Genomic DNA, 23,090 nt, shown 5'->3' on the forward strand with positions numbered 1-23,090 from the left:
ATACATGGTCTATAACTTCCTGATAACAAAACGTTAGCGAATCCGCATCACACCGTTTCAGGGGAATGAACGACCATGGCACTGCGCAAGACACGGATATCAGCACTGGCCACCCTGCTGGCCGCGACGACAGCCTCCGGCAACCTTCTGGCTGAAGAACTTCGCCTGATTACCTGGGGTGGCTATGCCCCGGATGAGGTGGTGGCCCAGTTCGAGGAAGAGACCGGGATTGATGTAAAAATCACGCTGTCGAACAACGAGGACATGATCTCCAAACTGCGCGCCACCGGCGGCGCCGGCTTTGATCTGGCCCAGCCAAGCCAGGATCGCATCGTGGGCGTGCAGCGCCAGTTCAATATCTACAAGCCCATTGATTACAGCCGCATCAATACCGACCAGTTGCAGGTGTCTATGGTCAAGGCGACGCAGGAATCGACGGCGCTGGACGGTCAATCCTACGGTGTGCCCTCGGTTTGGGGTACCAGTGGCCTGATTGTGCACAGTTCGGTCGCCGACACCGTCACCGACTACACCGACCTGTGTGACCCGGCCGTGGCTGGCAAGGTCAGTTACCGGCTGAAGCGGCCGACGTTGATCGGCTTTGCTTTCGCCATGGGCATGGATCCATTTGCGGCCTATGAAGACCGGGACGAGTACCAGTCCATTATGGCGAAAGTGGAAGACAAACTGATCGACTGCAAAGCCAACGTGAAAACCTACTGGACTGGCGGCGACCAGTTGTTGTCGCTGCTGCGCACCGGTGAAGTGACGGCGGCCATGGCCTGGGATGCCGGCGGCTGGAAGCTGAATGCGGAAAATCCCGAGATCCGCTTTGTGGCGCCGGAATCCGGGGCTTTGGGCTGGATTGATACCTTTGCCATACCGCGCCGCAGCGAGAACGAAGAGGCCGCCTACAAGTGGATCAACTTCGTGATGCAGCCGGAAATTGCGGCCAAAATCACCAATGCCTCCGGTAACTTTACCGCTTCCAAAGGCGCCGACGAGTTTGTGAACGCCGAGCTGCGGGATGCCTATCGCCTGAGCTTCGATGAAGAAGCTATTAACAACATCAAATGGTATCCGCCAGTACCACCGGGGCTGGAAGCCATGGAAGGGCAGGTGCTGGATCGCGTCCAGGCGGCGAACTGATCCGTATGGCAACAGAGTCTGACCTGTTCTGCAGCGGACTGGTCCGCCGTTTTGGAAACAACGCAGCGGTGGACCATGTTTCGCTGGATGTTCCTGCGGGTACCTTCTTCTCCATTCTTGGGCCTTCGGGTTGTGGCAAGACCACGCTGCTGCGGCTGCTGGCGGGCTTCGATAAGCCGGATGAAGGGGATATCTTCATCCGCGGCCAGCGCATGAATGAGGTGCCCCCCAACAAGCGCCCGGTGAACATGGTGTTCCAGCACCTGGCGCTGTTCCCCACCATGACCGTCGGTGACAACATCGGCTATGGCCTGAAACGCAAGAAGGTGCCGGCGGCCGAGCGCCGCAAGAGGATTGCACAGGTGCTGGAACAGGTGGGTCTGCCGGAACTGGCGAACCGCAATCCCCAGGAACTGTCGGGTGGCCAGCGCCAGCGCGTGGCCCTGGCCCGCTGCCTGGTGCTCGAACCCACCTTGTTGTTGCTGGATGAGCCTCTCGGGGCCCTGGATCTGAAACTGCGGGAGCAGATGAAGGTCGAGCTCAAACACCTGCAAAAGCAATTTGGCACCACCTTTGTGTACATCACCCATGACCAGTCCGAAGCCATGGTGATGTCGGATCAGGTGGCGGTGATGAAAAATGGCCGCTTCGAGCAGGTGGCGCCGCCGGAGGAGCTTTACCGGCATCCGGCAACGCCGTTTGTCGCGGGGTTTGTCGGCGACAACAATCGCCTGGCGGGGACGGTGGTGTCCGTGGCCGATGATGTGGCGGATGTTCGTCTGAGCGATGGGGCGGTGGTACGCGGGCGGGTTGCGTCGGCGGGCCTGGCGCCCGGTGCCCAGGCTGAATTGTATATTCGGCCGGAATCATTGTCGTTTTCGCAAACGGCTGCGGGCGCGGGTTCCTCCTCACTGCAGACCCGAGTCCGGACCACGCTGTTTGATGGTGCCAACAGCCGGGTAGAAGCCGAAAGCAATGGCCAGGCACTATTCGCACGACTCCCCCAGGACGGCACGGCGCCGGCGCTGACGCCGGACGGCCATCTTGAGCTGTCGTGGGATCCGGGCCTGGCCCGGGTATTTGGAGCTTCGCCCCAGTGAATAGCTCGATTAGCCGTTTCTCGCTGTGGCTGTTGCTGGCGCCTTTCCTGCTTTGGATAGTGCTATTGGTGCTGGTGCCCCATCTGCAGATGTTGCGGGTGTCGTTCCAGGTGCGGGAGAGCTGGGATACCCTGGCCTGGGGGCTGGAGCAGTACCAGAATTTCTTCAGTGAATCCTACTACTGGCGTACCTTCGTGCGTACCGGGGTGATGTCCCTGTTCACTACCTTCCTCACCCTGCTGATTGCCTTTCCCATTGCCTGGTACATTGCCCGCCTGGCCCGAGGGAGGAGCAAGGGTATTCTATTCCTTGCTTGCCTGATCCCGTTCTGGGCCAGCGAGTTGGTGCGTACTTACGGCTGGATGATCCTGTTGCGGGAGAGCGGCCTGTTCAGTTCCTGGCTGCAGGCGCTGGGCTGGGTGGATGGCCCGGTGGAGATGCTCTACAACGATGTCGCGGTGATCATCGGCCTGGTCTACAACGGCCTGCTGTTTATGGTGGTGCCGCTGGTGACCACGCTTGACGGCATGGACGAGAACCTGGTTGAGGCCGGCTACGATCTGGGCGGCGGCCACGGTACCGTGCTGCGGGAGGTGGTGATTCCCTGGGCCATGCCCGGCATTGTCTCCGGCTGTATTGTGGTGTTCATGCTCACCCTGGGCAGTTACCTCACGCCGATTCTGATGGGGGGCAAAGACAGTGCCTGGTTTACCCAGCAGATTTTCACCCAGTTCATCACCCGGTTTAACTGGGAGCAGGGGGCGGCTTTGGGGGTCTTGCTACTGGTATTGTCGTCGCTGCTGGTCTGGCTGGGCCTGAAGCTGACCGGGCAATCCCTGCGCAAGGTTATGGGGTGATGTCATGATCCGCTCTGTACCTCGGTCCCGGTTGTTTGATGCCCTTTACCTGAGCTATCTGTTGGCCTTTTTCCTGTACCTGGCGTTGCCTTTGCTGGTGACGGCCGTGTTCGCATTCAACGACTCTCCGTTCCCGTCATTACCCTGGCAGGGTTTTACCCTGGACTGGTATCTGGCCGACGGAACCGACGGGCGTACCGGGCTGTTTCACGACGACGGATTGCTCAGTGCGCTCTGGGTCAGTACCAAAATTGCGTTCTGGGTGACGCTGGTCAGTGTGGGGCTTGGCTGCGTGAATGCAGTATTGTTCGAGCGGGTGGAGTTTCGCGGCAAGGAGCTGCTGTATCTGTTGATGCTGCTGCCGCTGGTGATTCCGGGCGTGATTCTCGGGGTATCCATTCTGGTGTTCTACAGTGGCATGGCCAACGATGTCTCCCGCTTGTGGGGTATCGAGCTGGACCTGTTCCGGCCGGGGCTGACACTGGTGGTGATGGGGCAGGTTACCTTCATTACCACTCTGGCTACTCTGGTGATTGCCGCCCGGCTGCGCAAATTTGACCGACAGCTGGAAGAGGCCGCCCTGAATCTGGGGGCCACGCCGCTTGTGGCGTGGTTCACGGTTACTCTGCCGTGGCTGCTTCCCTCCATCCTCGGGGCCGCGGCGATGGCGTTTTTGATGTCCTTCGAGAACTTCAATACCACGGTCATGCTCACCGGTAGTGATACCCCGCTCACCGTGGCCCTGTTCAATCGTCTGCGGGAAGGCTCAACGCCGGTGTTGAACGCGGTGGCGCTGTTTCTGATGCTGGTGTCTGCGTTGCTTGCGCTGTTTACCCTCCGACAAAAAAGTTGAGAAAGTTCTGTATCTGGCGTTTACGGTTTATACTGGAACGATCACTCCTGAAAGCGGGTTCTGCTTTGCACGCGTCCACTTGTCGCATCAGATTTCTGCTGGTGATCATCGCCCTCGGGGTCTGTCTGTCCCAGCCTGGATTTGCCGCTATCCAGCCGGTGGATGAGGGATGGCAGTATCGCTGGGGTGATTCCCCGTTTTTGCCTGATGGCACGCCATTGTGGATCCTTGAAGACTCTCCACAACACTGGTACGACATTGGTTTTCCATCGAACCCTCCTGGCCGCGATGGTCGTGAGCATGCCTGGTTCAGGGTGCAATTGCCGGAAGGTAGCTGGTACCAGCCTGTCCTTTATGTTTATAGCGTCGACATCATTGTGCAGGCCTGGTTTCGGGGTGAATTGCTCTATCAATATGGCACCTTTGACCAAGAGGGAAGGGGCCGTTTTGAGGGATGGCCCTGGCATGAAATACGGCTACCCGAGGATTATCAGGGAGAGACGCTCTATTTCCGGATATTCTCGAATTACACCGACATAGGGTTATGGGGGGAGGTCGGAATTACCGATCATGCCGATCTGACGGTATACCTCCTCGGGGGAGCTGCTGAGGAACTGGTAGTCTCGGCATTGTCGGCTCTGATAGCTTCTCTGGCTCTGGTGTTCGCCGTAATCCAAAGGGGCCAGCGCAGTTTCGCCGGCATTGCTCTGTTTTCATTCCTGACCTCGGTGATGCTGTTGGCTGAGAGCCAGGCGAGCTTGTTGATTGCTTACAAACCTTTGTTGTGGGACTACCTCGCGGCCGGCTCTTACTACCTGATTCCTATGGCGTTGGCCTTGTTGTTGCGGCAATGGCTGGGCGCTGCGCGCCCGGCGCTGATCAGCTGGCTGGTGTGGGTGCATCTTGGATTGGCGGTGAGTGCTCTGACCCTGGCGTTGGTCGGCGCGGTAGACCTTTCGTCGACCTTCCCGGTGTTTGATGTGTTGCTTCTGGTCTCCCTGGTGTTGATGGCTGGGGCTGTATTGCCTCGCTTCTGCGTGCTGTTCCGGGAGCAGCAGGTGCTGGTGGTGGCCTGTGGTGTGCTGGCGGTGCTGCTGATCGTCGATATGGCCGTTGCTCACGGGTTCCTGCCCTGGGGCCGGGTGCCGGTGAGCTGGGGCGCGCTGGGTTTCTCGCTGGCGGTGGTCAGCATTTCGGTCTGGCACTACGGCAAGACCCAGAAAGAGCTCCAGCAACTGAACATCCGGCTGGAACAGAAGGTTCAGGAGCGCACCGCCCGCGCTGAGTCACTGGCAGAAAGGGAAGTTGCCCGGGCCCGGTTGCTGGCACTGGAAAGCAAGAAAAGCCAGAAGCTGGCGGATGTCATTGCTGCCCTGCAGGATTGCGCCGGCATTGAGGAAGCCTTCGAGCCCCTGTTAAGAGCCATGCCGGAACTCTACCTGCCCATGACCGGTTGCTTTTATCGAAGAGGCGTCGATGGGCATTACGACCGCGTGGTTCACTGGGGCAGCGCCCCGGAGGACGTGTTCCCGGCGTCACTGGGGTCGAATCTTTCTGCCCTGACTGAAACCGTACTGCCGGTGCGTAGCTACGATTTACCGGCTCAAATGTGTTTCTTCCTGCGGGTAGAGTCTGCCCGCTCCGGCAACCGCCCTGAAGGGGTGTTGATGCTGGAGCGCCCGGATCTGCCGCCAGTGGTGAAAGACTATGGCATCGCACGGGTGATTGCCTGGGTATACCAGTCGGTTGAGAAAATTGGCATTACCTTGTCTGGTCTGGCCTTGCGGGCTGAATTGCAACGATTCTCTTATGAGGACAGCCTGACCGGCCTGAAAAATCGTCGCTACTTTGATGAACTCTTTCGCCATGAGCGGGAAGTGTCGGCCAGATCCGATAGGCCGCTTTGCCTGCTGATCTTCGATATCGATCACTTCAAACAGTTCAATGATTGCCATGGCCATGAAGCCGGTGATCAGGCGCTGAGAATGGTTGGTGACGTGCTCGGTACCTACTTCCGCGGCAGTGACACCGTTTGCCGTTATGGCGGTGAGGAGTTTGCGGTGCTGATGCCCGGGGCGTCCCTTGAGGAGGCCCGGCAACGGGCCGAGCAGCTACGGGCGGCCATCTCAGCCGAACAGGTGGAACATCGGGGTGAAAACCTGGGGAGCCTGACTATCTCAGCAGGCATTGCCTGCTGGCGGGAGAATTGCCCGGAATTCGACGAGCTGTTCCGGGCCGCCGACCAGGCTCTTTACCAGGCCAAGGAAACGGGCCGCAACCGGGTAGTCGCGGGCCCGCTCTGAGCCTCAGTGCCAGATATTGCTGTCGATCTTCTCGTGCAGCTCAGGGTAGTCCTGGGACTTGAAGTGAGGCACCAGGCCTTCCTTGCGCTGGGCAAGGTAGTCTTTGGTCAGTTTCACGACCGTGCCCGAGAGCAGAACGATGGCAATCAGGTTGATGGTGGCCATCAGCCCCATGGATGCGTCCGCCGCATTGAATACCGTGACCACCGCTTCGTAGCCACCCCAGATCACCATGCCCAGCGCCGCGAGCCGCAACAGGGTCAAGCCTAGAGTGTTGCCGCCGCGCAGGTAGATCAAAGCGTTCTCGGCGTAGGTGTAGTTGGCGACAATGGAGGTGAAGGCGAAGAACAGAATCGCGATGGCGATAAAGTAGCCCCCGAACTGACCCAGGTGTACTTCCATGGCCTGTTGGGTCAACTGGGTGCCGGTCACACCGGAACCCGGCTCCAGAACGCCTGCCAACAGGATCATCACGGCGGTCGCCGTACAGACAATGATGGTATCGATAAAGACACCGAATGCCTGAACCAGACCCTGTGAAGAGGGATGGTGCGGAGCCGGGGTTGCGGTCGCGGCAATGTTGGGTGCCGAGCCCATACCGGCTTCGTTGGAGAACAGGCCGCGTTTGATGCCATTCAGCATGGCAGCGGTAATGGAGCCTGCCGCGCCGCCGGCGGCCTCTTCCAGGCCAAAGGCACTTTTTACGATCAGCGCCAGAATGCCCGGAACTTCGGTAATGTTCATGGCCATCACGCCCAGCGCCAGGAGTACGTAGGCGCCCGCCATGAACGGCACGACAAACTCAGCGAAGCGTACGATCTTGCGCAGACCGCCAAAGATAACAATGCCGGCAAAAGCCGCGATGACCACGCCAACACCGAGCTTGGGCACACCAAAGGCGCCCTGCATGGCATCGGCAATGGAGTTGGCCTGTACGGCGTTGAAAACCAGGCCGAAGGAGATAATCAGGCAGACCGCGAAAATGGCCGCAGCCCAGGGCGCTTTCAGGCCTTTGGCAATGTAAACCGCCGGGCCTCCCCGGTACTGGCCCTTGCCGTCGCGAACCTTGTACAGCTGGGCCAGAGTGCTTTCCGCATAACCGGTGGCCATACCGACGAGGGCTACCATCCACATCCAGAAAATGGCACCGGCACCGCCCAGGTACAGGGCAACCGCAACCCCGGCAAGGTTACCGGTACCCACCCGGGAGGCCAGGCTGGTACACAGGGCCTGGAACGGAGAAATCCCGTGTACATCGCTTTCCCGGGAGCCACGGATGGCGCGGACCATTTCGCCGAAATTGACGAACTGAAGGAAGCCCAGACGGATGGTAAAGAAGACACCTACGGCAAGCAGGCCATAGACGAGGACATAGCCCCAGAGGACCGAGTTGAGAAAATCAACAATTGCAGTCATGGCTAGACGCCTTGTGATTTGTGAATGAGAAGTAATCCGAGGCGAGGCAGTCTAGCACGGTGAAAAATCAAGCAGACTGCGGAAATCCGTGATTGCCGGACAGCAAGGAATATGCTGTCCGGCGGTACTGCGGGGAGGGTTTCGCCGGTTCAGACCACCAGCACCGGGCACTTGGCCTGGGAGGCAACCCGGTGCGAGACGCTGCCCAGAAAGGTGCCGTCCTTGTCGCTGTTGGTGCCCTTGGTGCCCACTACAATCAGGTCGGCCTCCTTGTCCTGGGCAAATTTCACAATCACCTTCGAGGGCCGGCCGGCTTTGACGAAACCGCGTACCTTGGTGGCGCCATGCTCCTTGGCCAGTTCCTTGGCGTGGTTCACCACGCCTTTGGCATATTCAGACAGCACCTTGTCCGGGATGTCCATATCGTCGGGCCGCCCGATAGACAACGAAGCCTCAAACAGGCTGTGATGCTTGTACACACAGAGGATGTAGATCTCGGCGTCCGGGATCAGTTTCTGCAGTTCAATGGCTTTATCCAGTGCCTTGAGTGAGGTTTTGGAACCATCCACAGCGGCCAGAATCCGTTTAAACATGTTGTTCTCCTTTGATCAGTGGCTGTGGATCTAGTCCCTGAACGCGATGTCACGCAGGAACAGGGCAATATCCGGGAAGGCGATGATCAGGCCGGCCGCCGCCACCAGCATGAAAATGAACGGAGGCGTACCCCGGATAACTTCCATGTAGGGCCGTTTGAAGATGGCAATGGCGGTGAAAATGTCGCAGCCAAAGGGTGGCGTGGCAGAACCGATGGCCACCTGCAGGGTAATCAGCACACCGACAAGCACCGGATCGAGCCCGGTGGCCTGAATGGCGGGCGCAAAGATCGGTGTCAGCACCAGGATAACCACGATGGGATCGACGAACATACAGGCGATGAAGAAGGCCACACAGATGGCAATCAGCACGCCCACAGGCCCGGCCTCGTTGACGCCCACCGCTTCCAGGATGGCCTGGGGAATCTGGGCAAAGGAAATGATCCAGGAGAAGCCATTACCCACGGCCACCAGAATGAACACCACAGCCGTGATCAGCCCGGTGGATTTGGCAATCTTGTAAATGTCGTTCAGTTTCAGCGACCGGAAGACCACAAATTCCAGCAAGAAGGCGTAGAGCACGCAGACTGCCGCTGCCTCGGTGGGACTGAAAATACCACCGTAGATACCACCGACAATGATCACCGGGAACATCAGGGGCCAGGAGGCATCCCTGACTGACATCGCCCGTTCTTTCCAGCTGGCCTTGGCTTCAGTTGGAACATCGTTCTTGTAGGCGTAGATCAGGCAGTAGATCGAGAACATGAACAAAATCAGGATGCCCGGGCCGATGCCCGCAATGAACAGTTCGGCAATGGAGGTTTCCGAGATGACCCCGTAGATGATCATGCCGATGCTGGGAGGGATCAGGAAGGCGATATCACTGGCGTTGATAATCAGAGCCAGCGTGAAGGGATCGGAGTAGCCAGCCTTGAGCATTTTCGGGCGCAGCGGTGAGCCCACTGCGACCACGGTGGCCTGGGTTGAGCCAGACACAGCCCCGAACAGGGTGCACGAGGTGGCGGTACTGATGGCCAGGCCACCTTTGATGTGGCCGATAAAGGCCATGACCATATTGATCAGGCGGTCTGCAGACTGGCCCCGGGTCATGATATCGGCCGCCAGAATGAACATGGGTACCGCAATCAACGACGCTGGCCGGATGCCACCCATCATCTGCTGGATGAATGTGCCCATCTGCCCGAAGCCATCGAACATCATAACGAAGCCGATGACGGCAGCAGTGGTTAGCGGAATCATCATCGGGAAGCCCAGAAGCAGCAGCCCGATCATGACGATCATCATAATAGTTGCCATGGTGTGTCTTTCCTTAACCTATGGGTTCACGCTGCTTCAGACTTCGGTTTCGGTATCGGCGTAGCCATCCACCACACCCGTCGACAGGTACACGTCTTTGGTGGTGAAGTTCTTGATGGCGGTCAGCAGGTACTGGATGCCGGTAATGGCGAAACCGACAGGGGCCCAGATGTAAATCCACCAAATCTCAAAACCAAGCGCTGGCAAAATCCGACCCCGGCTGTACAGGGTCTGGATATACTCGAAGGAGTGATAGCACAGGAAAAACATGACCACGGAGGTAAACAGGGCGATGATGATCATCAGTACCTTGCGGCCCTTGGTCGGGAAGGCATCGTACATGGCGGACATGCGGATATGGCGGCCGTGCCGGGCGGCGTAGCCAATGCCGGCAAAGGTAATCAGAATGATCAGAATCCGGTTGATTTCACCGGAGAAAAACAGGCCCTCGCTGAACACGAAACGGGCAATAACATTGGCGCAGGTGTTTACCGCCATCAGAATCACGCCAGCGGCGAGCATGACGGCTTCAATTTTTGAAATCCAGACGTCAATCGTGCCCAGAAAGCCGGGCAAGCCGGACTCATAGTGACCGGTATCGTCTTCGATCTCCGGGGAATTCTCGGACATGGATTCTGCTCCAGAACATGTCGCTCCCGGCGGGAAGAATCCCCGGCGGGGCGGGGTTAAAGCTGGGTTGCCACCCGCCGGAGCGGGGGCAACCGTTTGGCGAGGTTCAGTCGTTTTGAACTTCTTTCAGGTCTTCCTTGAACTGCTCCAGCAGCTCTTTACCACGCTCACCGGTCATTTCGATGAACTTCTCTTCCACCTGCGGCGCGCGGGCCTTGAAGGCTTCGATCTGTTCGTCAGTCAGACGGGTAACGGTAACTTCGTCGCTGTTGGACGTGATCTTTTCCAGGGCCTCGTCCGCCAGACCATCGATGTGCACGATGATTTCCTCGAAGGCGTAATCCGCGGCATCCTGAACCAGCTTCTTGTCCTCATCAGACAGGCCTTCGTAGAAGTTCTGGTTCGCCATCATGGCGGTGGTGAACCAGCCGTGGCCGGTGAACACCAGGTTCGGGGAAACCTCATACAGGCCGCCGGACTCGATCCAGAAAATCGGGTTCTCCTGACCCTGGATCATATTGGTCTGCAGGGCACCGTAGACTTCACCCCAGGGCAGTGGCGTGGGGGTGGCTCCAAACGCAGAGTAGGTCTCGGAAAGAAGCGGGTTGGTCATTACCCGGATCTTCTTGTTGCTGAACTCTTCTGGTGAGGTAACCGGCTCATCCACAGTCACCACCATTTCCCCTTCCGGGTACATCTTCAGCAGCTCCAGGCCTTTCTCGGAATACAACTCCGGGAAGTCTTCGTTGATGGCCTCGGATTCACGGAAGAACTTGATCACCTGGTCCATGTCGGTAGGCATCAGGTACGGAATAAAGAAGATCTGCGCTTCCGGGATCAGGGAGCCGGTAAAGCCAGGAGACTGGTTTACAAAGTTCAGGATACCGGCCTGGGTCTGCTCCATGATGTCGTCAGACTCACCCAGCTCACCGAAACGGTAAACCTGCAGGGTGTGGTCGGAGTTCTCTTCAATGTATTCCTTGAACTTGTATGCGAATACGTCCTGAACGTCGCCTTCGTATTCTTCATGGGCGTAGCGCCAGTTGGCGGCATTCACGGCATTTGCCGCGGTCAGACCGGCAAACGCCAGCGCTGAAATACCAGCCAGTTTCCTGAATTTACTTGTGCTGCTCATCGGGTTGTCTCCGCTCGTTATTTTACGTTAATCCATTGTTACATTATTAAAGACTGGCAAAACAAAGCGGTTTTCGCAAGGAAACGGGGGAAATAACCTGCGCGCCAATAGCCGATTAAGCCAAATTGCAAGTGCATGAATTCAGGATGGATTCGGGTTTTCAATGCACAGGGACAGGAACCTTCGGAACTCTTCTGTGACCCGCTGGACACTGTTTTCCAGCCGGTGTCCGTCGGGTAGAACCAGGGCCTCAATCTGCTGGCTCCGGGCCAGTTCCAGAACCGGCATTACCGGTACCACATCGTCGTTCCAGCCGTGGATGATGCGAGCGTGGCGGGCGCCGATCACCGGGTTGGACTCTGGATAATCCGGTAGCGCCAGTGCCGGTGCCAGCATAAAACAGCCCCTGACCGGAGTCTGTTCGCTGGTTCGGGCGCAGACCCAACCACCCATGCTGGAGCCTGCCAGGATGGTCTGTTCGGGCCTGGCACCGACAGAGTCCATGGCTTGGCGCATTTGCTCCAGGCGCTCGACAGGATCTTTGGTGCTACGGTGATCAACCGCCTCGGCATAAACGCCTGAAAACGTTTCAGCCACTGTTTTCAGGGCCTGGATCTTGGTGCTGCCGGGGCCACTTTCCAGACCGTGGGAGAGAAAAACATGGAATGCCGGTTGAGCCATGATCAGGTTCTGCCTAGTTGATGGTTGCGTCGGAGTCGGTTCGCGGGGAACGGGTTTCGGCCAGGATATCCAGGGCCTGTCGGCGTTTGTCCGGGTCATGGATATCAATGGTGAACATCAGTTCGTCTACCTGAATGTCGGCCAGCAGGTCGTCGAGTTGCTGGCGCAGGTCTTCACTGTTGCCCATGATCTGCAGTTTTAGGAAATCCCGCACGCCGGCCTCCTCGGCCGGATTCCAGAGTCCGTCCATGGATTCGACCGGCGGTCGCATCCGCAGGGGCTGCCCGCGGAACAGGGCCAGAATGCGCTGGTAGCTGGTGGTGGCCAGATGGCGCGCTTCGTCCTTTGAGGCCGCCGGGATAGCGGGAATGGCCAGCATGGCATAGGGCTGTCGCAGCTGCTTCGAGGGCTCGAAGTTCTCTCGATAGACCTTCAGGGCTTCCCGGTAGAGCCGCGGTGCGAAGTGGCCGGCGAAGGCATAAGGGAGGCCCCGCATTGCCGCCAGCTGAGCGCTGTACAGGCTGGAGCCCAGCAGCCAGATGGGGACATTGGTGCCGGCGCCGGGAATGGCTTTCACCGGTTGGCCCGGTTGTAGCGGCCCCAGCAGGTTCTGCAGACGGGCTACGTCTTCCGGGAATTGCTCGGCGCCCAGACCATCACGTCGCAGTGCCCGGGCGGTGACTGGATCGGTGCCCGGCGCGCGGCCAAGGCCGAGATCGATTCGGCCCGGATAGAGACATTCCAGGGTGCCGAATTGCTCGGCAATCACCAGCGGTGGATGGTTCGGCAGCATGACACCGCCGGAGCCAACCCGGATACTCCCGGTTTTGCCAGCGATGTGCCCCACCAATACCGAGGTGGCGGAACTGGAAATCCCTTCCATATTGTGGTGCTCTGCCAGCCAGAAACGCTTGAAGCCAAGTTCCTCCGCATGCTGGGCGTAACGTACGCTGTTGGCCAGCGTCGTTGCTACGGAGTCGCCCTCGCGCACGGAGGCCAGTTCGAGCAGGGAGTAATCGGGTGTTCTGGACATGGGATTTCGGTACCTGTGAAGAAACAACGGTGTTCAGCGTTTCACAATGACGCCAGCGGACGGTTTCTTCAAGGGTAATGACGAGGGGCAGGAGCATCCGGTGGTGCCGGATGCTCCTGCAAGCACTCATTACGGTGCTGGCGTGTACATCTGAGTGGAGTACTCGCCCTGGACGGGCTTGCTGAGGGTTACCTCTTCCTTGACGTAATCGACGAAGGATTGGGCATAGTCCAGGAAGGTATCCGTGGCACGGCCATCCTCGCTGACGGTTCCGAAGGTGAGGTAGCCGTCACGGCCAGCCGCGGTGAAGCTGTTGGTGACGACGTTGAGGGTTTCAGCGTCGGTCAGAGCGCGCCAGGTGGTTTCACTCCGGGGCCGAACTTCGATGTCGTAAAGGCGTTCGCCAGCAGGCCTGGTCATGTCGACGGTCCAGCGCAGACCGGCGGCATAGGGGTAGGCACCTGTGGAGCCGCCTTCAACGTGGGCGAAATCCACTGCTTCATTCAGCACCTGTCTGATTTCTGCTCCGGTCATGGTCAGATCGGTAAGGGTATTGGCGAACGGCAGCAGGTTGTAGGCATCACCAATGGTGATATCGCCGGCCAGAATGTCGGTGCGAACGCCGCCGGCGTTCTGGATCGAAACATCGGCATTCTTGCTCTGGAACAGGAAGGCCTGAGCCACCAGGTTCGGGATATCCCCCCCTCGGTTCGGGTCTTCGTTGGCGCAGGTGTCATCGCCGTATGGCCGGCCGGGAATTCGGGCCAGGCACAGGTCTTCGGATGCGGTACCGATGACCTGATTGCGGAAGCTGTCCAGCTGGTTGGCGTACGTGGCCAGGGTTTGAGCGCCGGTCGGGTCGTCCGTCACAAGGCTGAGCTGAGGGTCCTCCTCGATGGCTGCCTGAATGGCTGCCAGTTCCTCGCCTTCCGGTTGGTAGCCATCGTCGGTGCCGTCATCACGGATGATGGGGTTGCCCAGGAGCAGCTGTGGCGTTCCGGAGCAGGAGGAAACAGTGCCATTGTTCTCCCAGGTCACGCTCAGTTCACCCAACACACGTGAGTACTGCCAGGCCTGGGCCACGCACACTTTGTCACCGTCGGCATTGGTCACTTCGGTGGGGTAGGGGCCGGAGGCACTCAGGCCGTAGGCGTCAAAGTCACCCAGCAGGGTGTGGGAATCTCCGCCGATAATGACATCCACTCCGGACAGGCGCTCGGCCAGTGCCAGATCGTTGGCATACTGGTAGTGGGTCAGCAGGATGATCTTGTCGATACCCTGGTCGGTCAGTTCATCGATCATGGCCTGCGCCGTTTCGGTTTCGTCCAGAAACTCGGTGCTTGCCAGCGGGCTGGAGCTGTTGCGGGTTTTGTTGGCGATGTCGATACCGACGATGGCAACTTGCTGGCCATCAATGTTCTTGATGGTGTACGGCTGGATGTAATCATCCTGCGCCACCGGTGCCAGTGGGGTGCCGATGGCAGGTTTTACGTTGGCGGCCAGAACCGGCGTGTTACAGCTGCCCGCTGCCAGATAGTCGAGGAACTTGACCAGCCCTTCGTCACCGCGATCAAACTCGTGATTGCCCAGGGCAAAGGCATCAAAACACACCAGGTTCATCAGCTCGGCATCGGCCTCACCCTCGAAGGAGGTGAAGTACAGGGTGCCGGTCATGGCATCACCGGCATGGAGCTTCAGCACGTTATCCAGTTCGGCGGCTCGTTCGTTGATCTTGGCAATCACCCGGGGGAAGCCGCCAGCGCTGAATTCGGTTTCTTCACCGGCAACGTCCAGCGATTGTGAGCCCGCTTCAAGGTGGGAGTGGTGGTCGTTGATATGCAGAATGTTAACGGTAAGGCGCTCGGTTTCCGGTGCGGGCGCGTCGTCGTTATCACTGTTACAGCCGGTCAGGGCAATCAGCGGGATTGCCAGCCAGAGTCCTTGTCGAATCATTACTCTATCTCCGTTGTGGAGGTTAGCGGCTGCTCAGCACGCGTATCAGGGCGATCAGGTCGTGATGGCTAATGCGCCCGTCACCGTCAATGTCGTAAGCCGGAGCCGTGGCTTTGGCGAACAGCATCGCCAGCACCAGGCGGGACAGATCCCGGCCGTTAACGCGGCCATCGCCGTTCAGATCGGCGCGGTCTGCCGGTGTTCTGGTATCGAGATTCAGGGCAACGATGACAGGGTCATGGTCAGAGGCCCGGTAAGCGTCCGGTGCGTAGAAGCTGGCCTGTTGCTCCGGCGTCTTGAACTCGGTGTTGTAGTCCAGGGCTCGGGGCTCATCGGCATTGATCGGCCAGACGGTGGTATCGGCAATTTTGCCGGCCAGGGCGGTATTGGCCAGAGCGTGGTCCAGGTAGCCTGCCTGGCCATAGAACACGTAGGAATACGCCTGCTCGCCAACGTAGGCCGCCAGTAGATCGGTATAGCCGGCACTGGCCAGGGCGCGAATGGGGTCTTCTTTCGCGTAGGCGTTGAGATCGCCGATGATTAACACATCCGGTTCGCCGGTTCCGGTGGCATCGTCTGCCAGCCAGGATGCCAGCGCCTGGGCGGCCTGGGTCCGTACTGGATTCCAGCAGCCCTGACCATCGTTCTGGTCAGCGTTGCTGCCTTCGGCGCTGCCGCAGCCTTTGGATTTGAAGTGGTTGACGGCAATGGTGACGCCATCGTCTGAATCCTTCAGCCGAAAGGTTTGTGCCAGGGGCTGGCGGTTCAACTGATCAAAAGGAGCCGCGCTCAGAGTGGCGGCGGTGCCAACGATCTCGACACGGTCGGCGCGATACAGCAGGCCAACGGCAATGTCATCATTGCCCAGTTGTGCCAGGCCGGGATCGACCCACTGCCATTCGGAACCCAGGGCCCCGGCAAGTTCGGCAATGGCACTGGTCTGGCCGTAGCCGTCATTCTCTATTTCCATCAGGCCGATGATGTCGGCATCAAGGGCGACCAGGGCACTGACCAGCTTCTCGGTCTGGCGGGCCAGTTCTGCCGGGTTGTCTGCGCCCCGCGCCGTCGGGAATCCGCCACCCATGCCGTCACCGTTGAAGAAGTTCAGCACGTTGAAAGAAGCCACCACCAGGTTACCGCGATCCTCAAGGCCGGGTTCGGTTACACGTGCATTTGCCTGGCTGAAGGACGGGCTCGCGGTCGGCTGCAGACGCCATTCCGAAAAGCGGTAGTCGAGAACGCCGGCAAGATCCTGAACGGTGTCGCCAGCGCGCACGGTCTGGCTGGCGCTCAGTTGCGGTGTCGGGTAGGGCACGATGGCCGGGTTCTGGCGGTTACTGGCGTCGTCCAGGATAATCCGGTCCAGCGCATTCAGATCAGCCACCAGTGCGGCATCCGCTCCGGGCTCAGCGATACTGGTGGGGATAAAGTGGCGACCGCTGCCCAGGGTCAGGCTGCCGTAACGGCCCAGGTCGTAGTTGTCGTTCACCACAAGAGGCGCGCTGAATTGTACCCGCATGGCTTCAAAGGCTTCCGGAGCAGTGGCATCGGCCCAGGGCAGGGAGATCTGCGCCGCCGGTGGAAGCTCCGCATTACCACAGTTTTCGGTACCGCTCAGGTTGGTCAATTCGGTCAGGCCGTCGTATTCGGTCACTTCACCGGCAAGCCGCAGGCGCTGGCCGGGCTCGGCGTTCAGAGTTGGCGCATAGACAAACAGGCCTTCGGAGGTGGCAGGGTTGTCGTCGCGGTCTGAGGCTTCTTCCTCCACAAAGACGCCGCCAAGGCCATCGTTGGTGTTGAAGGCGGCCGTAACTACGGCTTCGATCACCACGTGCTGGCCGGCAACCGGGCTGATATCGCCTTCGCCCTGAATGTCCGAAATGCGGGTGGCGGGAGCACCACAGGTCAGATCCGGCGCAGTCGGTGGCAGGTCCGGGTTATCGTCATCGTTGCCGGCGACGCCGAGATCGTCGAAGCTGTTCTGGGGAAAGCCGTCAAAGACTGTGGCCGGGTCGTAATCATCGTAGGCATCGGTATCGGCCAGGGTGCCTGCACGGCGGCGCAGAGTGCGATCCTGAGTGCGGGTATCCCCGGAGCCCCAGTAGCTGCCGGGGTCTGTGCCGACCTGGCCGATACTGTCAGCAACCGTGCCGCCATTCAGGAGCAGGACAGCGTCATCACCGTTGAACAGCCCGGCTCCGGTGGTTTGATCCGCCACAGCGAGAATGGCCGGGTCAGCAGCGCTATGCGCGAAAACGAAGTTGCTGCCCGGAGCAATCGAACCCTCCAGGTTGAAGGTTTGCCCGGGGGTGGCGCTGCCGTTGAAGAAAACCTGCAGCTCCCAGGGGGCAAGATCCACCACGGCGTCGCCGGTGTTGAGCAGTTCAATGGCTTTGTTGTTGCTGGAGCCTTCGACATACTCGCTGATGACCAGCGATGCCTGTGTTGTCGATGCCAGAAGGCCGCCGATGGCGGCTGCCAGCAGCGTTGGTTTCATCGTCATGGTACTGTCCTTGTTTCGGTTATGTTGTGTGTTTTGACACCACAATCTGACCGTGCTGTGTGACGATGACATGAGAGTTTTGTGAAGGATGCTTTGCCGGTTTGTGTCAATGTGGACAACGCGCCTGAGCAGTTTGGTAATCCAGTGCGTATACAGGGGATGTGTCGACAGGAGGGCCGATGATGCGTTGGACAGTCTTGAAGTGTGTGAGTGTGCTTTTACTGTTAGGGTTGACGGTGCCTGCCGTTGCCCGGGATTGCCCGGATTTCCTGGGCCACGAGCAGCGTAAGCTGCACTCCCGGGATTCGGTGAATCTGTGCGAGGTGGCTGCTGGCAAGCCGATGCTGGTGGTGAACACAGCCAGCCGTTGTGGTTATACCGGTCAGTTTGAAGGCCTGGAGGCCTTGCACCAGCGGTACAAGGATCGGGGGCTGACGGTCGTGGGATTTGCCAGTGATGACTTCCGGCAAGAGGCGGATTCCGAAGAAGAAGCCGCGAAGGTCTGTTTTGTGAACTTTGGCGTGAGTTTTACCATGATCGCGCCGAGCGCAGTGACCGGCGAGCAGGCCAATCCGGTGTTTCAGGAAATCAATCGCCAGAGCCAGCCGCCAAGCTGGAACTTCACCAAGTATGTGATCGATCGTGAGGGTAAGGTGGCAGCCCGTTTCCCGAGCCAGGTGCGTCCCGAAGATGCCCGGTTGATTCAGTCCCTGGAATCGGTTCTGTAATCCCCGGCCGGTTTGCGGATAGCAGTCTATTCTGAAGGCAAAGGTTGTTCACCGCTCCGGGTATAGTATGCAGTGTTTGGAAAAGGATGCCCTATGGCAGAAGCCCTGTTTGAATCCGTACGAAGCCAGATAGCACAGAATCTCTCGGCTACCCTGGACGCTCTCGCGGGCGGACAGACCGATTGGGTGGCCCTGGCCGGGCATGTTATCAGTCAACTGCTGATTTCGGTGATCTACCTCGGCATTCTGTTGCTGGTCTATGCCATTCTGATCAGCCTGATACGCCTTGTCGTCGGCAGCCGACGCAGCTCGAAGCCCTGGTTTGGTCAGTTGCGCACTGGCATCCGTTATCTGTTCGGGCTGGGCGGATTGCTGGTGATTATGGCGCAATTCGAGGCCTCGCCGGAGCTGTTGAAGGGCATGGCCAGGGCGGGCCTGATGGCGTTGGGCTTTTTTGTGGGCTGGCTGGCGATTGGTCGTCTGCTGCGGGAGACGATGAATCGCTACCGTCTGGAACCCTCTATCCGCCAATTGGTCGAGAATCTGTTCTCGGTGCTCACCGTTACCTTCGCGGCCGTTACGGTGCTGTCCCAGTTCGGTTTCGATGTGGTCTCCATCGTCGCGGGTCTGGGGATCGTGGGGATTGCCGTCGGGTTTGCGGCCCAGTCCACGCTGTCGAACTTTATTGCGGGTATTACGTTGCTGATTGAGCGCCCCTTCCGGATTGGCGATTGGGTCACCATCAACGGCCAGGATGGTAAGGTGGTGAAGATCGCCCTGCGGACCACCTGGCTGCGTACCCGGGACAATATCTTTACCATGATCCCGAACGATAACGTGGCGTCCTCGGAAATTGTCAACTACAGCGCCGAAGGGGCGACCCGCCTGAATATTCCCGTTGGCATTGCCTATAAGGAGTCTGCCAAGGCGGCCCGGGACGTGATTATGCCGGTTCTGCTTGCGCACTCCGAAGTCTTGCAGGGGCCGGGTATGGAACCGCGAGTGGTGGTCAAGAATCTCGGCAATTCCTCAGTCGATCTGGAGGTCAAGATCTGGATTACGCCGGACAACCTGGAGGTTCAGCCCAGAATCATGGCCGATGTGCTTGAGCGGATCAAAGAGGCCCTGGATGCGGCGGGCATTGAAATACCCTTCCCGCACCTGCAACTGTTCATAGACGAGGCCAAGGGGCTTGCCCCATTGGTACAACCGTTTTACCCAAGGTCGACGGAACAAGGCAAAGGCCTGTCGGCGTCAGGAGACAACCATGAATGAGCCGTCCGGCTACTACGAGAGCAACACCACCCTTGCCCAGTATCTGGAATTTCACTTCGGTGAAAGCTGGCACGGTGAAGCCAATTTTCCGAAAGAACTGGCCGATGCCGCTCTTGAGGCGCTGGACGGCCGCGCTACCTGCCGGGCGCTGGATATCGGTTGCGCAGTAGGGCGTACCTCGCTGGAGCTGGCCCGCCAGTTCGATCATGTGGATGGGGTCGATTATTCCGAAACCTTTATCGGCAAATGCCGTGAGGTGGTGCGGGAAGGAGTTGCCCGTTATGCCCGACTGGAAGAAGGGGAGCTGGTCAGCTATCAGGAGCGATCACTGGCGGCCCTGGGGCTGACCGAGGCTGCCCGCCGCGTGGCTTTCCATCAGGGCGATGCCTGCAACCTTGGTGCCGATTACCGGGACTACGATCTGGTGCTGGCCGGCAATCTGATTGATCGTCTGTACAAGCCATCACTGTTTCTGGAGCATATCCATGAGCGCATCAATGCTCTGGGGCTACTGGTGATCGCCTCACCCTATACCTGGCTGGAAGAGTACACACCCAGGCAGGACTGGCTGGGTGGTTTCCTGAAAGATGGCGAGCCATTTACCACCCTGGATGGTCTCCAGGCGGCTTTGTCTCCGCGTTTCCGGTTGCTGGCCGAGCCCCGAAGCCTGCCCTTTGTGATCCGGGAGACCCGCAACAAATTCCAGCACAGTTTTTCGGAACTCACGATCTGGGAGAAATTACCGGAATAACCTGCTTTGTCACACAACCGTCACGTATTCCGGTTAGTGTGAAGACTCATCAGGACGACATGCATTGTGTTGATGCATCGTGTGATTGCTTATGCCGGGGCTTGCCCCGGCTTTTTTATGGAACCCGGTGTTCGCCGCCTCCCTCCCTTCTCAGCGCCCTTTCACGCCGCCGCGCGGTTTCGCTGCGCTCCGATATGGTTTGCTGAACAAACTGAATGTGCTCCCCGGCGATGGCCCTGGCGTCTTCCTCCCGACCTTCAATAATGGCGTTATACAGTTTCTGGTGCTGGTTCATCAGGCCCTGGCGGGTCTGAACCTCGTGGGAATACATGCCGCCGATGTTGGTGACAATGTTGTTCTTGAGCATGCTGAACAGGTTGCGCATGGTGTGCAGCAGCACCACGTTGTGGCTGGCTTCAGCAATGGCCATATGGAAGCGGGCATCGGCGGCGCCTTCTTCTTCCAGATTGTGGGCAGTGGAATTCTGGTAGCAGGCGTGGAGCTCTTCCCAGGCTTTGCCCAGCCGTGCCAGATCCACTTCCGTGGCGCGCAGGGCCGCGTAGTAGGCACAGTCACCCTCCAGTGTGCGACGGAACTCGAGCAAATCCCGGTGCGCTTCCGGGTGCTTTTCCAGCAGCGGAATGAGAGGGTCGCTGAAGCTGCTTCCCAGATTCTCCGCCACATAATTGCCCCCTCCCTGGCGGCTTTTCAGCAGGCCTTTGGCCGCCAGGCGCTGCACGGCTTCTCTGAGTGACGGGCGGGATACGCCGAATTGCTCCGCCAGCACCCGTTCCGGCGGCAGGCGCTGCCCCGGTTCCAGGGTTCCTTCCAGAATCATGGTCTCCAGCTGCTCGACAATGGTGTCGGCCAGCCGTCTGGGAGCAATCTCATTGATGGGCATGATGTCTCACTTGTGTGTCTAGAAATTGGTCATACCAATAAATCCTACCTGCGTCTACGCTTGTTTTTACAACAAAACTTCAAAGCAATACGACTAATGTATGGGTGGGCTGTTTTGACACCACAAGGCCTGCTCAAATAACGTACTCGGCACAGGTTTGTAAATTGGTAATACCAATTATCCAAAAACAGAATCCAACAACAAGACCCTGGAGAATATAATGTCGTCCGGATTGCTCGCCCTGTTGGCGTTTACGCCCATTCTTCTGGCTGGAGTGCTTTTGATTGGCATGCGTTGGCCCGCCCGCCATGCCATGCCCGTGGTATTTCTGGTCACCGCGCTGATTGGCTACGGCGCCTGGGATATGACCCTGAACCGTATCCTCGCCTCCACCCTGCAAGGGCTGGTGATCACCATCGGCCTGCTGTGGATTATTTTCGGCGCGATATTGCTGCTGAACACCCTGAAGCATTCCGGTGCCATCACCACGATTCGGGCTGGCTTTACCAACATCACCCCGGATCGCCGTATTCAAGCCATCATCATAGTCTGGCTGTTCGGCAGCTTTATTGAAGGTGCGTCTGGCTTCGGTACGCCAGCGGCCATCGCTGCGCCCTTGCTGGTTGCGGTAGGCTTTCCTGCCATGGCCGCGGTCATGCTGGGCATGATGGTGCAGAGCACGCCGGTATCCTTTGGTGCCGTGGGCACGCCGATTGTGGTGGGGGTGACAACGGGGCTGGATCGGGCCAGCATTACCGAGCGACTGGAAGCCCTGGGCTCCAACTGGGAAACCTACCTGCAACTGATCACCTCGGAAGTGGCCATCACCCACGCCATTGTGGGTGTGGTCATGCCGGTGCTGATGGTGACCATGATGACCCGCTTCTTCGGCAGGAATAAAAGCTGGAAAGAAGGGCTGGAGGTCCTGCCATTTGCGTTGTTTGCCGGCATCGCGTTTGTCGTGCCCTACGCCCTGACCGGGGTGATCCTGGGGCCGGAATTCCCGTCTCTGCTGGGCGGCCTGATTGGCCTGGCGATTGTGACCACCGCCGCCAAAAAAGGCTTCCTGATTCCGAAACGCACCTGGGATTTTGCCGACAGTAAAGACTGGCCCAGCGAGTGGTTGGGCAGCATCGAGATGAAGCTGGAAGACATCGCTGCCAAGCCGATGAGTGGTTTCCGGGCCTGGGTGCCCTACGTGCTGGTTGGCGTGGTACTGGTTCTGAGCCGCACCGTTGAGCCGATCAAACAAGCCTTCACCAGCGTTGGCGTGTCGTTTTCCAATATCCTGGGCGAGGCCGGCATCAACGCCGGTATCCAGCCACTGTATCTTCCGGGCGGTATTCTGGTAATGGTGGTGCTGGCGACCTTCTTCATCCACCGGATGAACCTGAAAGCGCTGAATTCGGCGGTGAAAGAATCCGGTGGCGTGCTGCTGAGTGCCGGTTTCGTGCTGCTGTTCACCGTGCCTATGGTGCGGATACTGATCAACTCCGGCGTTAACCTGTCGGACCTGCCCAGCATGCCGCTGGCCATGGCCACCTGGGCTGCCGATGCGGTTGGCGGCATTTACCCGTTGCTGGCCCCTACGGTGGGTGCGCTCGGTGCGTTCCTGGCCGGTTCCAACACGGTCTCCAACATGATGTTCAGCCAGTTCCAGTTTGGCGTTGCCGAGAGCCTTGGTTTGTCCACCGCACTGATGGTGGCGGTGCAGGCCGTGGGTGCTGCGGCAGGCAATATGGTGGCCATCCACAACGTGGTGGCAGCATCTGCTACGGTCGGGTTGCTGGGCCGTGAAGGTCAGACACTGCGCAAGACGGTGTGGCCGACCCTATACTACCTGGTGATGACCGGTTCGATTGCGCTGCTGGCCGCCTACGGCCTGGGGCTGACGGACCCGTTACTGAACTGA

19 protein-coding genes are annotated in these 23,090 nt (G+C 58.9%); 9 read left to right on the plus strand and 10 right to left on the minus strand.

Features of this window, described 5'->3' with window-relative positions; translation table 11 throughout:
• Positions 1-75: 75 nt before the first annotated feature.
• From ACF8YQ_RS01485 to ACF8YQ_RS01505, 5 genes are all read left to right on the plus strand, one after another.
• The gene (locus ACF8YQ_RS01485) at positions 76-1,149 is read left to right on the plus strand and encodes an extracellular solute-binding protein (protein ID WP_396622404.1); all 1,074 of its coding nucleotides are present in this window, start codon (positions 76-78) and stop codon (positions 1,147-1,149) included.
• Between the two features lie 5 nt (positions 1,150-1,154).
• Positions 1,155-2,249, plus strand: coding sequence for an ABC transporter ATP-binding protein (locus ACF8YQ_RS01490; RefSeq protein WP_396622405.1), 1,095 nt, complete (start codon positions 1,155-1,157; stop codon positions 2,247-2,249).
• The gene (locus tag ACF8YQ_RS01495) at positions 2,246-3,106 is read left to right on the plus strand and encodes an ABC transporter permease (protein WP_396622406.1); all 861 of its coding nucleotides are present in this window, start codon (positions 2,246-2,248) and stop codon (positions 3,104-3,106) included. The genes ACF8YQ_RS01490 and ACF8YQ_RS01495 overlap by 4 nt, the downstream gene beginning before the upstream one ends.
• 4 nt (positions 3,107-3,110) lie before the next feature.
• Complete coding sequence (locus tag ACF8YQ_RS01500; protein WP_011783901.1) at positions 3,111-3,959, plus strand: ABC transporter permease; 849 nt, start codon at positions 3,111-3,113, stop codon at positions 3,957-3,959.
• A gap of 65 nt (positions 3,960-4,024) precedes the next feature.
• On the plus strand, positions 4,025-6,262 hold the full coding sequence (locus ACF8YQ_RS01505; RefSeq protein WP_396622407.1) for a diguanylate cyclase: 2,238 nt from the start codon (positions 4,025-4,027) through the stop codon (positions 6,260-6,262).
• A 3-nt stretch (positions 6,263-6,265) separates the two neighbouring features.
• Here the strand turns inward: ACF8YQ_RS01505 and ACF8YQ_RS01510 are convergent, their stop codons facing one another.
• The 9 genes from ACF8YQ_RS01510 to ACF8YQ_RS01550 all read right to left on the minus strand — a co-directional run bounded on the left by ACF8YQ_RS01510 (position 6,266) and on the right by ACF8YQ_RS01550 (position 17,517).
• A complete protein-coding gene (locus tag ACF8YQ_RS01510; protein WP_396622408.1) occupies positions 6,266-7,678 on the minus strand; it encodes an alanine/glycine:cation symporter family protein in 1,413 nt (470 codons plus the stop codon).
• Positions 7,679-7,827: 149 nt separating this feature from the next.
• Entirely contained in the window at positions 7,828-8,271 is a 444-nt protein-coding gene (locus ACF8YQ_RS01515) for a universal stress protein (RefSeq protein WP_011783904.1), read from the minus strand.
• Positions 8,272-8,301: 30 nt separating this feature from the next.
• Positions 8,302-9,588, minus strand: a complete 1,287-nt coding sequence (locus tag ACF8YQ_RS01520; protein ID WP_011783905.1) for a TRAP transporter large permease — start codon at positions 9,586-9,588, stop codon at positions 8,302-8,304.
• Between the two features lie 36 nt (positions 9,589-9,624).
• Complete coding sequence (locus ACF8YQ_RS01525; protein WP_011783906.1) at positions 9,625-10,218, minus strand: TRAP transporter small permease; 594 nt, start codon at positions 10,216-10,218, stop codon at positions 9,625-9,627.
• A 106-nt stretch (positions 10,219-10,324) separates the two neighbouring features.
• Entirely contained in the window at positions 10,325-11,353 is a 1,029-nt protein-coding gene (dctP, locus tag ACF8YQ_RS01530; RefSeq protein WP_224851001.1) for a TRAP transporter substrate-binding protein DctP, read from the minus strand.
• Positions 11,354-11,494: 141 nt separating this feature from the next.
• On the minus strand, positions 11,495-12,034 hold the full coding sequence (locus tag ACF8YQ_RS01535; protein WP_224850999.1) for a YqiA/YcfP family alpha/beta fold hydrolase: 540 nt from the start codon (positions 12,032-12,034) through the stop codon (positions 11,495-11,497).
• 13 nt (positions 12,035-12,047) lie between these two features.
• Positions 12,048-13,067: an LLM class flavin-dependent oxidoreductase gene (locus ACF8YQ_RS01540; RefSeq protein WP_396622409.1), complete on the minus strand. Its 1,020-nt coding sequence runs from the start codon at positions 13,065-13,067 to the stop codon at positions 12,048-12,050.
• Between the two features lie 129 nt (positions 13,068-13,196).
• Entirely contained in the window at positions 13,197-15,020 is a 1,824-nt protein-coding gene (gene nadN, locus ACF8YQ_RS01545; RefSeq protein WP_396622410.1) for an NAD nucleotidase, read from the minus strand.
• 22 nt (positions 15,021-15,042) lie between these two features.
• Entirely contained in the window at positions 15,043-17,517 is a 2,475-nt protein-coding gene (locus ACF8YQ_RS01550; RefSeq protein ID WP_396623264.1) for an ExeM/NucH family extracellular endonuclease, read from the minus strand.
• 185 nt (positions 17,518-17,702) lie between these two features.
• Here ACF8YQ_RS01550 and ACF8YQ_RS01555 point away from each other — a divergent pair, with 185 nt between their 5' ends.
• The 3 genes from ACF8YQ_RS01555 to ACF8YQ_RS01565 all read left to right on the plus strand — a co-directional run bounded on the left by ACF8YQ_RS01555 (position 17,703) and on the right by ACF8YQ_RS01565 (position 20,277).
• Complete coding sequence (locus ACF8YQ_RS01555) at positions 17,703-18,251, plus strand: glutathione peroxidase (RefSeq protein ID WP_396622411.1); 549 nt, start codon at positions 17,703-17,705, stop codon at positions 18,249-18,251.
• 93 nt (positions 18,252-18,344) lie between these two features.
• Positions 18,345-19,526 (plus strand): mechanosensitive ion channel family protein, encoded by a 1,182-nt coding sequence (locus ACF8YQ_RS01560; protein WP_396622412.1) that lies wholly within the window; start codon positions 18,345-18,347, stop codon positions 19,524-19,526.
• Positions 19,519-20,277, plus strand: a complete 759-nt coding sequence (locus ACF8YQ_RS01565) for a putative 4-mercaptohistidine N1-methyltransferase (protein WP_396622413.1) — start codon at positions 19,519-19,521, stop codon at positions 20,275-20,277. Before ACF8YQ_RS01560 ends, ACF8YQ_RS01565 begins: the two co-directional genes overlap by 8 nt.
• 115 nt (positions 20,278-20,392) lie before the next feature.
• Here the strand turns inward: ACF8YQ_RS01565 and ACF8YQ_RS01570 are convergent, their stop codons facing one another.
• Positions 20,393-21,178: an FCD domain-containing protein gene (locus ACF8YQ_RS01570; RefSeq protein WP_396622414.1), complete on the minus strand. Its 786-nt coding sequence runs from the start codon at positions 21,176-21,178 to the stop codon at positions 20,393-20,395.
• A gap of 220 nt (positions 21,179-21,398) precedes the next feature.
• Between ACF8YQ_RS01570 and ACF8YQ_RS01575 the strand changes: the two genes are divergently transcribed.
• Positions 21,399-23,090, plus strand: coding sequence for an L-lactate permease (locus ACF8YQ_RS01575; protein ID WP_396622415.1), 1,692 nt, complete (start codon positions 21,399-21,401; stop codon positions 23,088-23,090).

The organism is Marinobacter sp. W-8 (assembly GCF_044342215.1).
In the GTDB taxonomy this organism is placed as follows: domain Bacteria; phylum Pseudomonadota; class Gammaproteobacteria; order Pseudomonadales; family Oleiphilaceae; genus Marinobacter; species Marinobacter nauticus.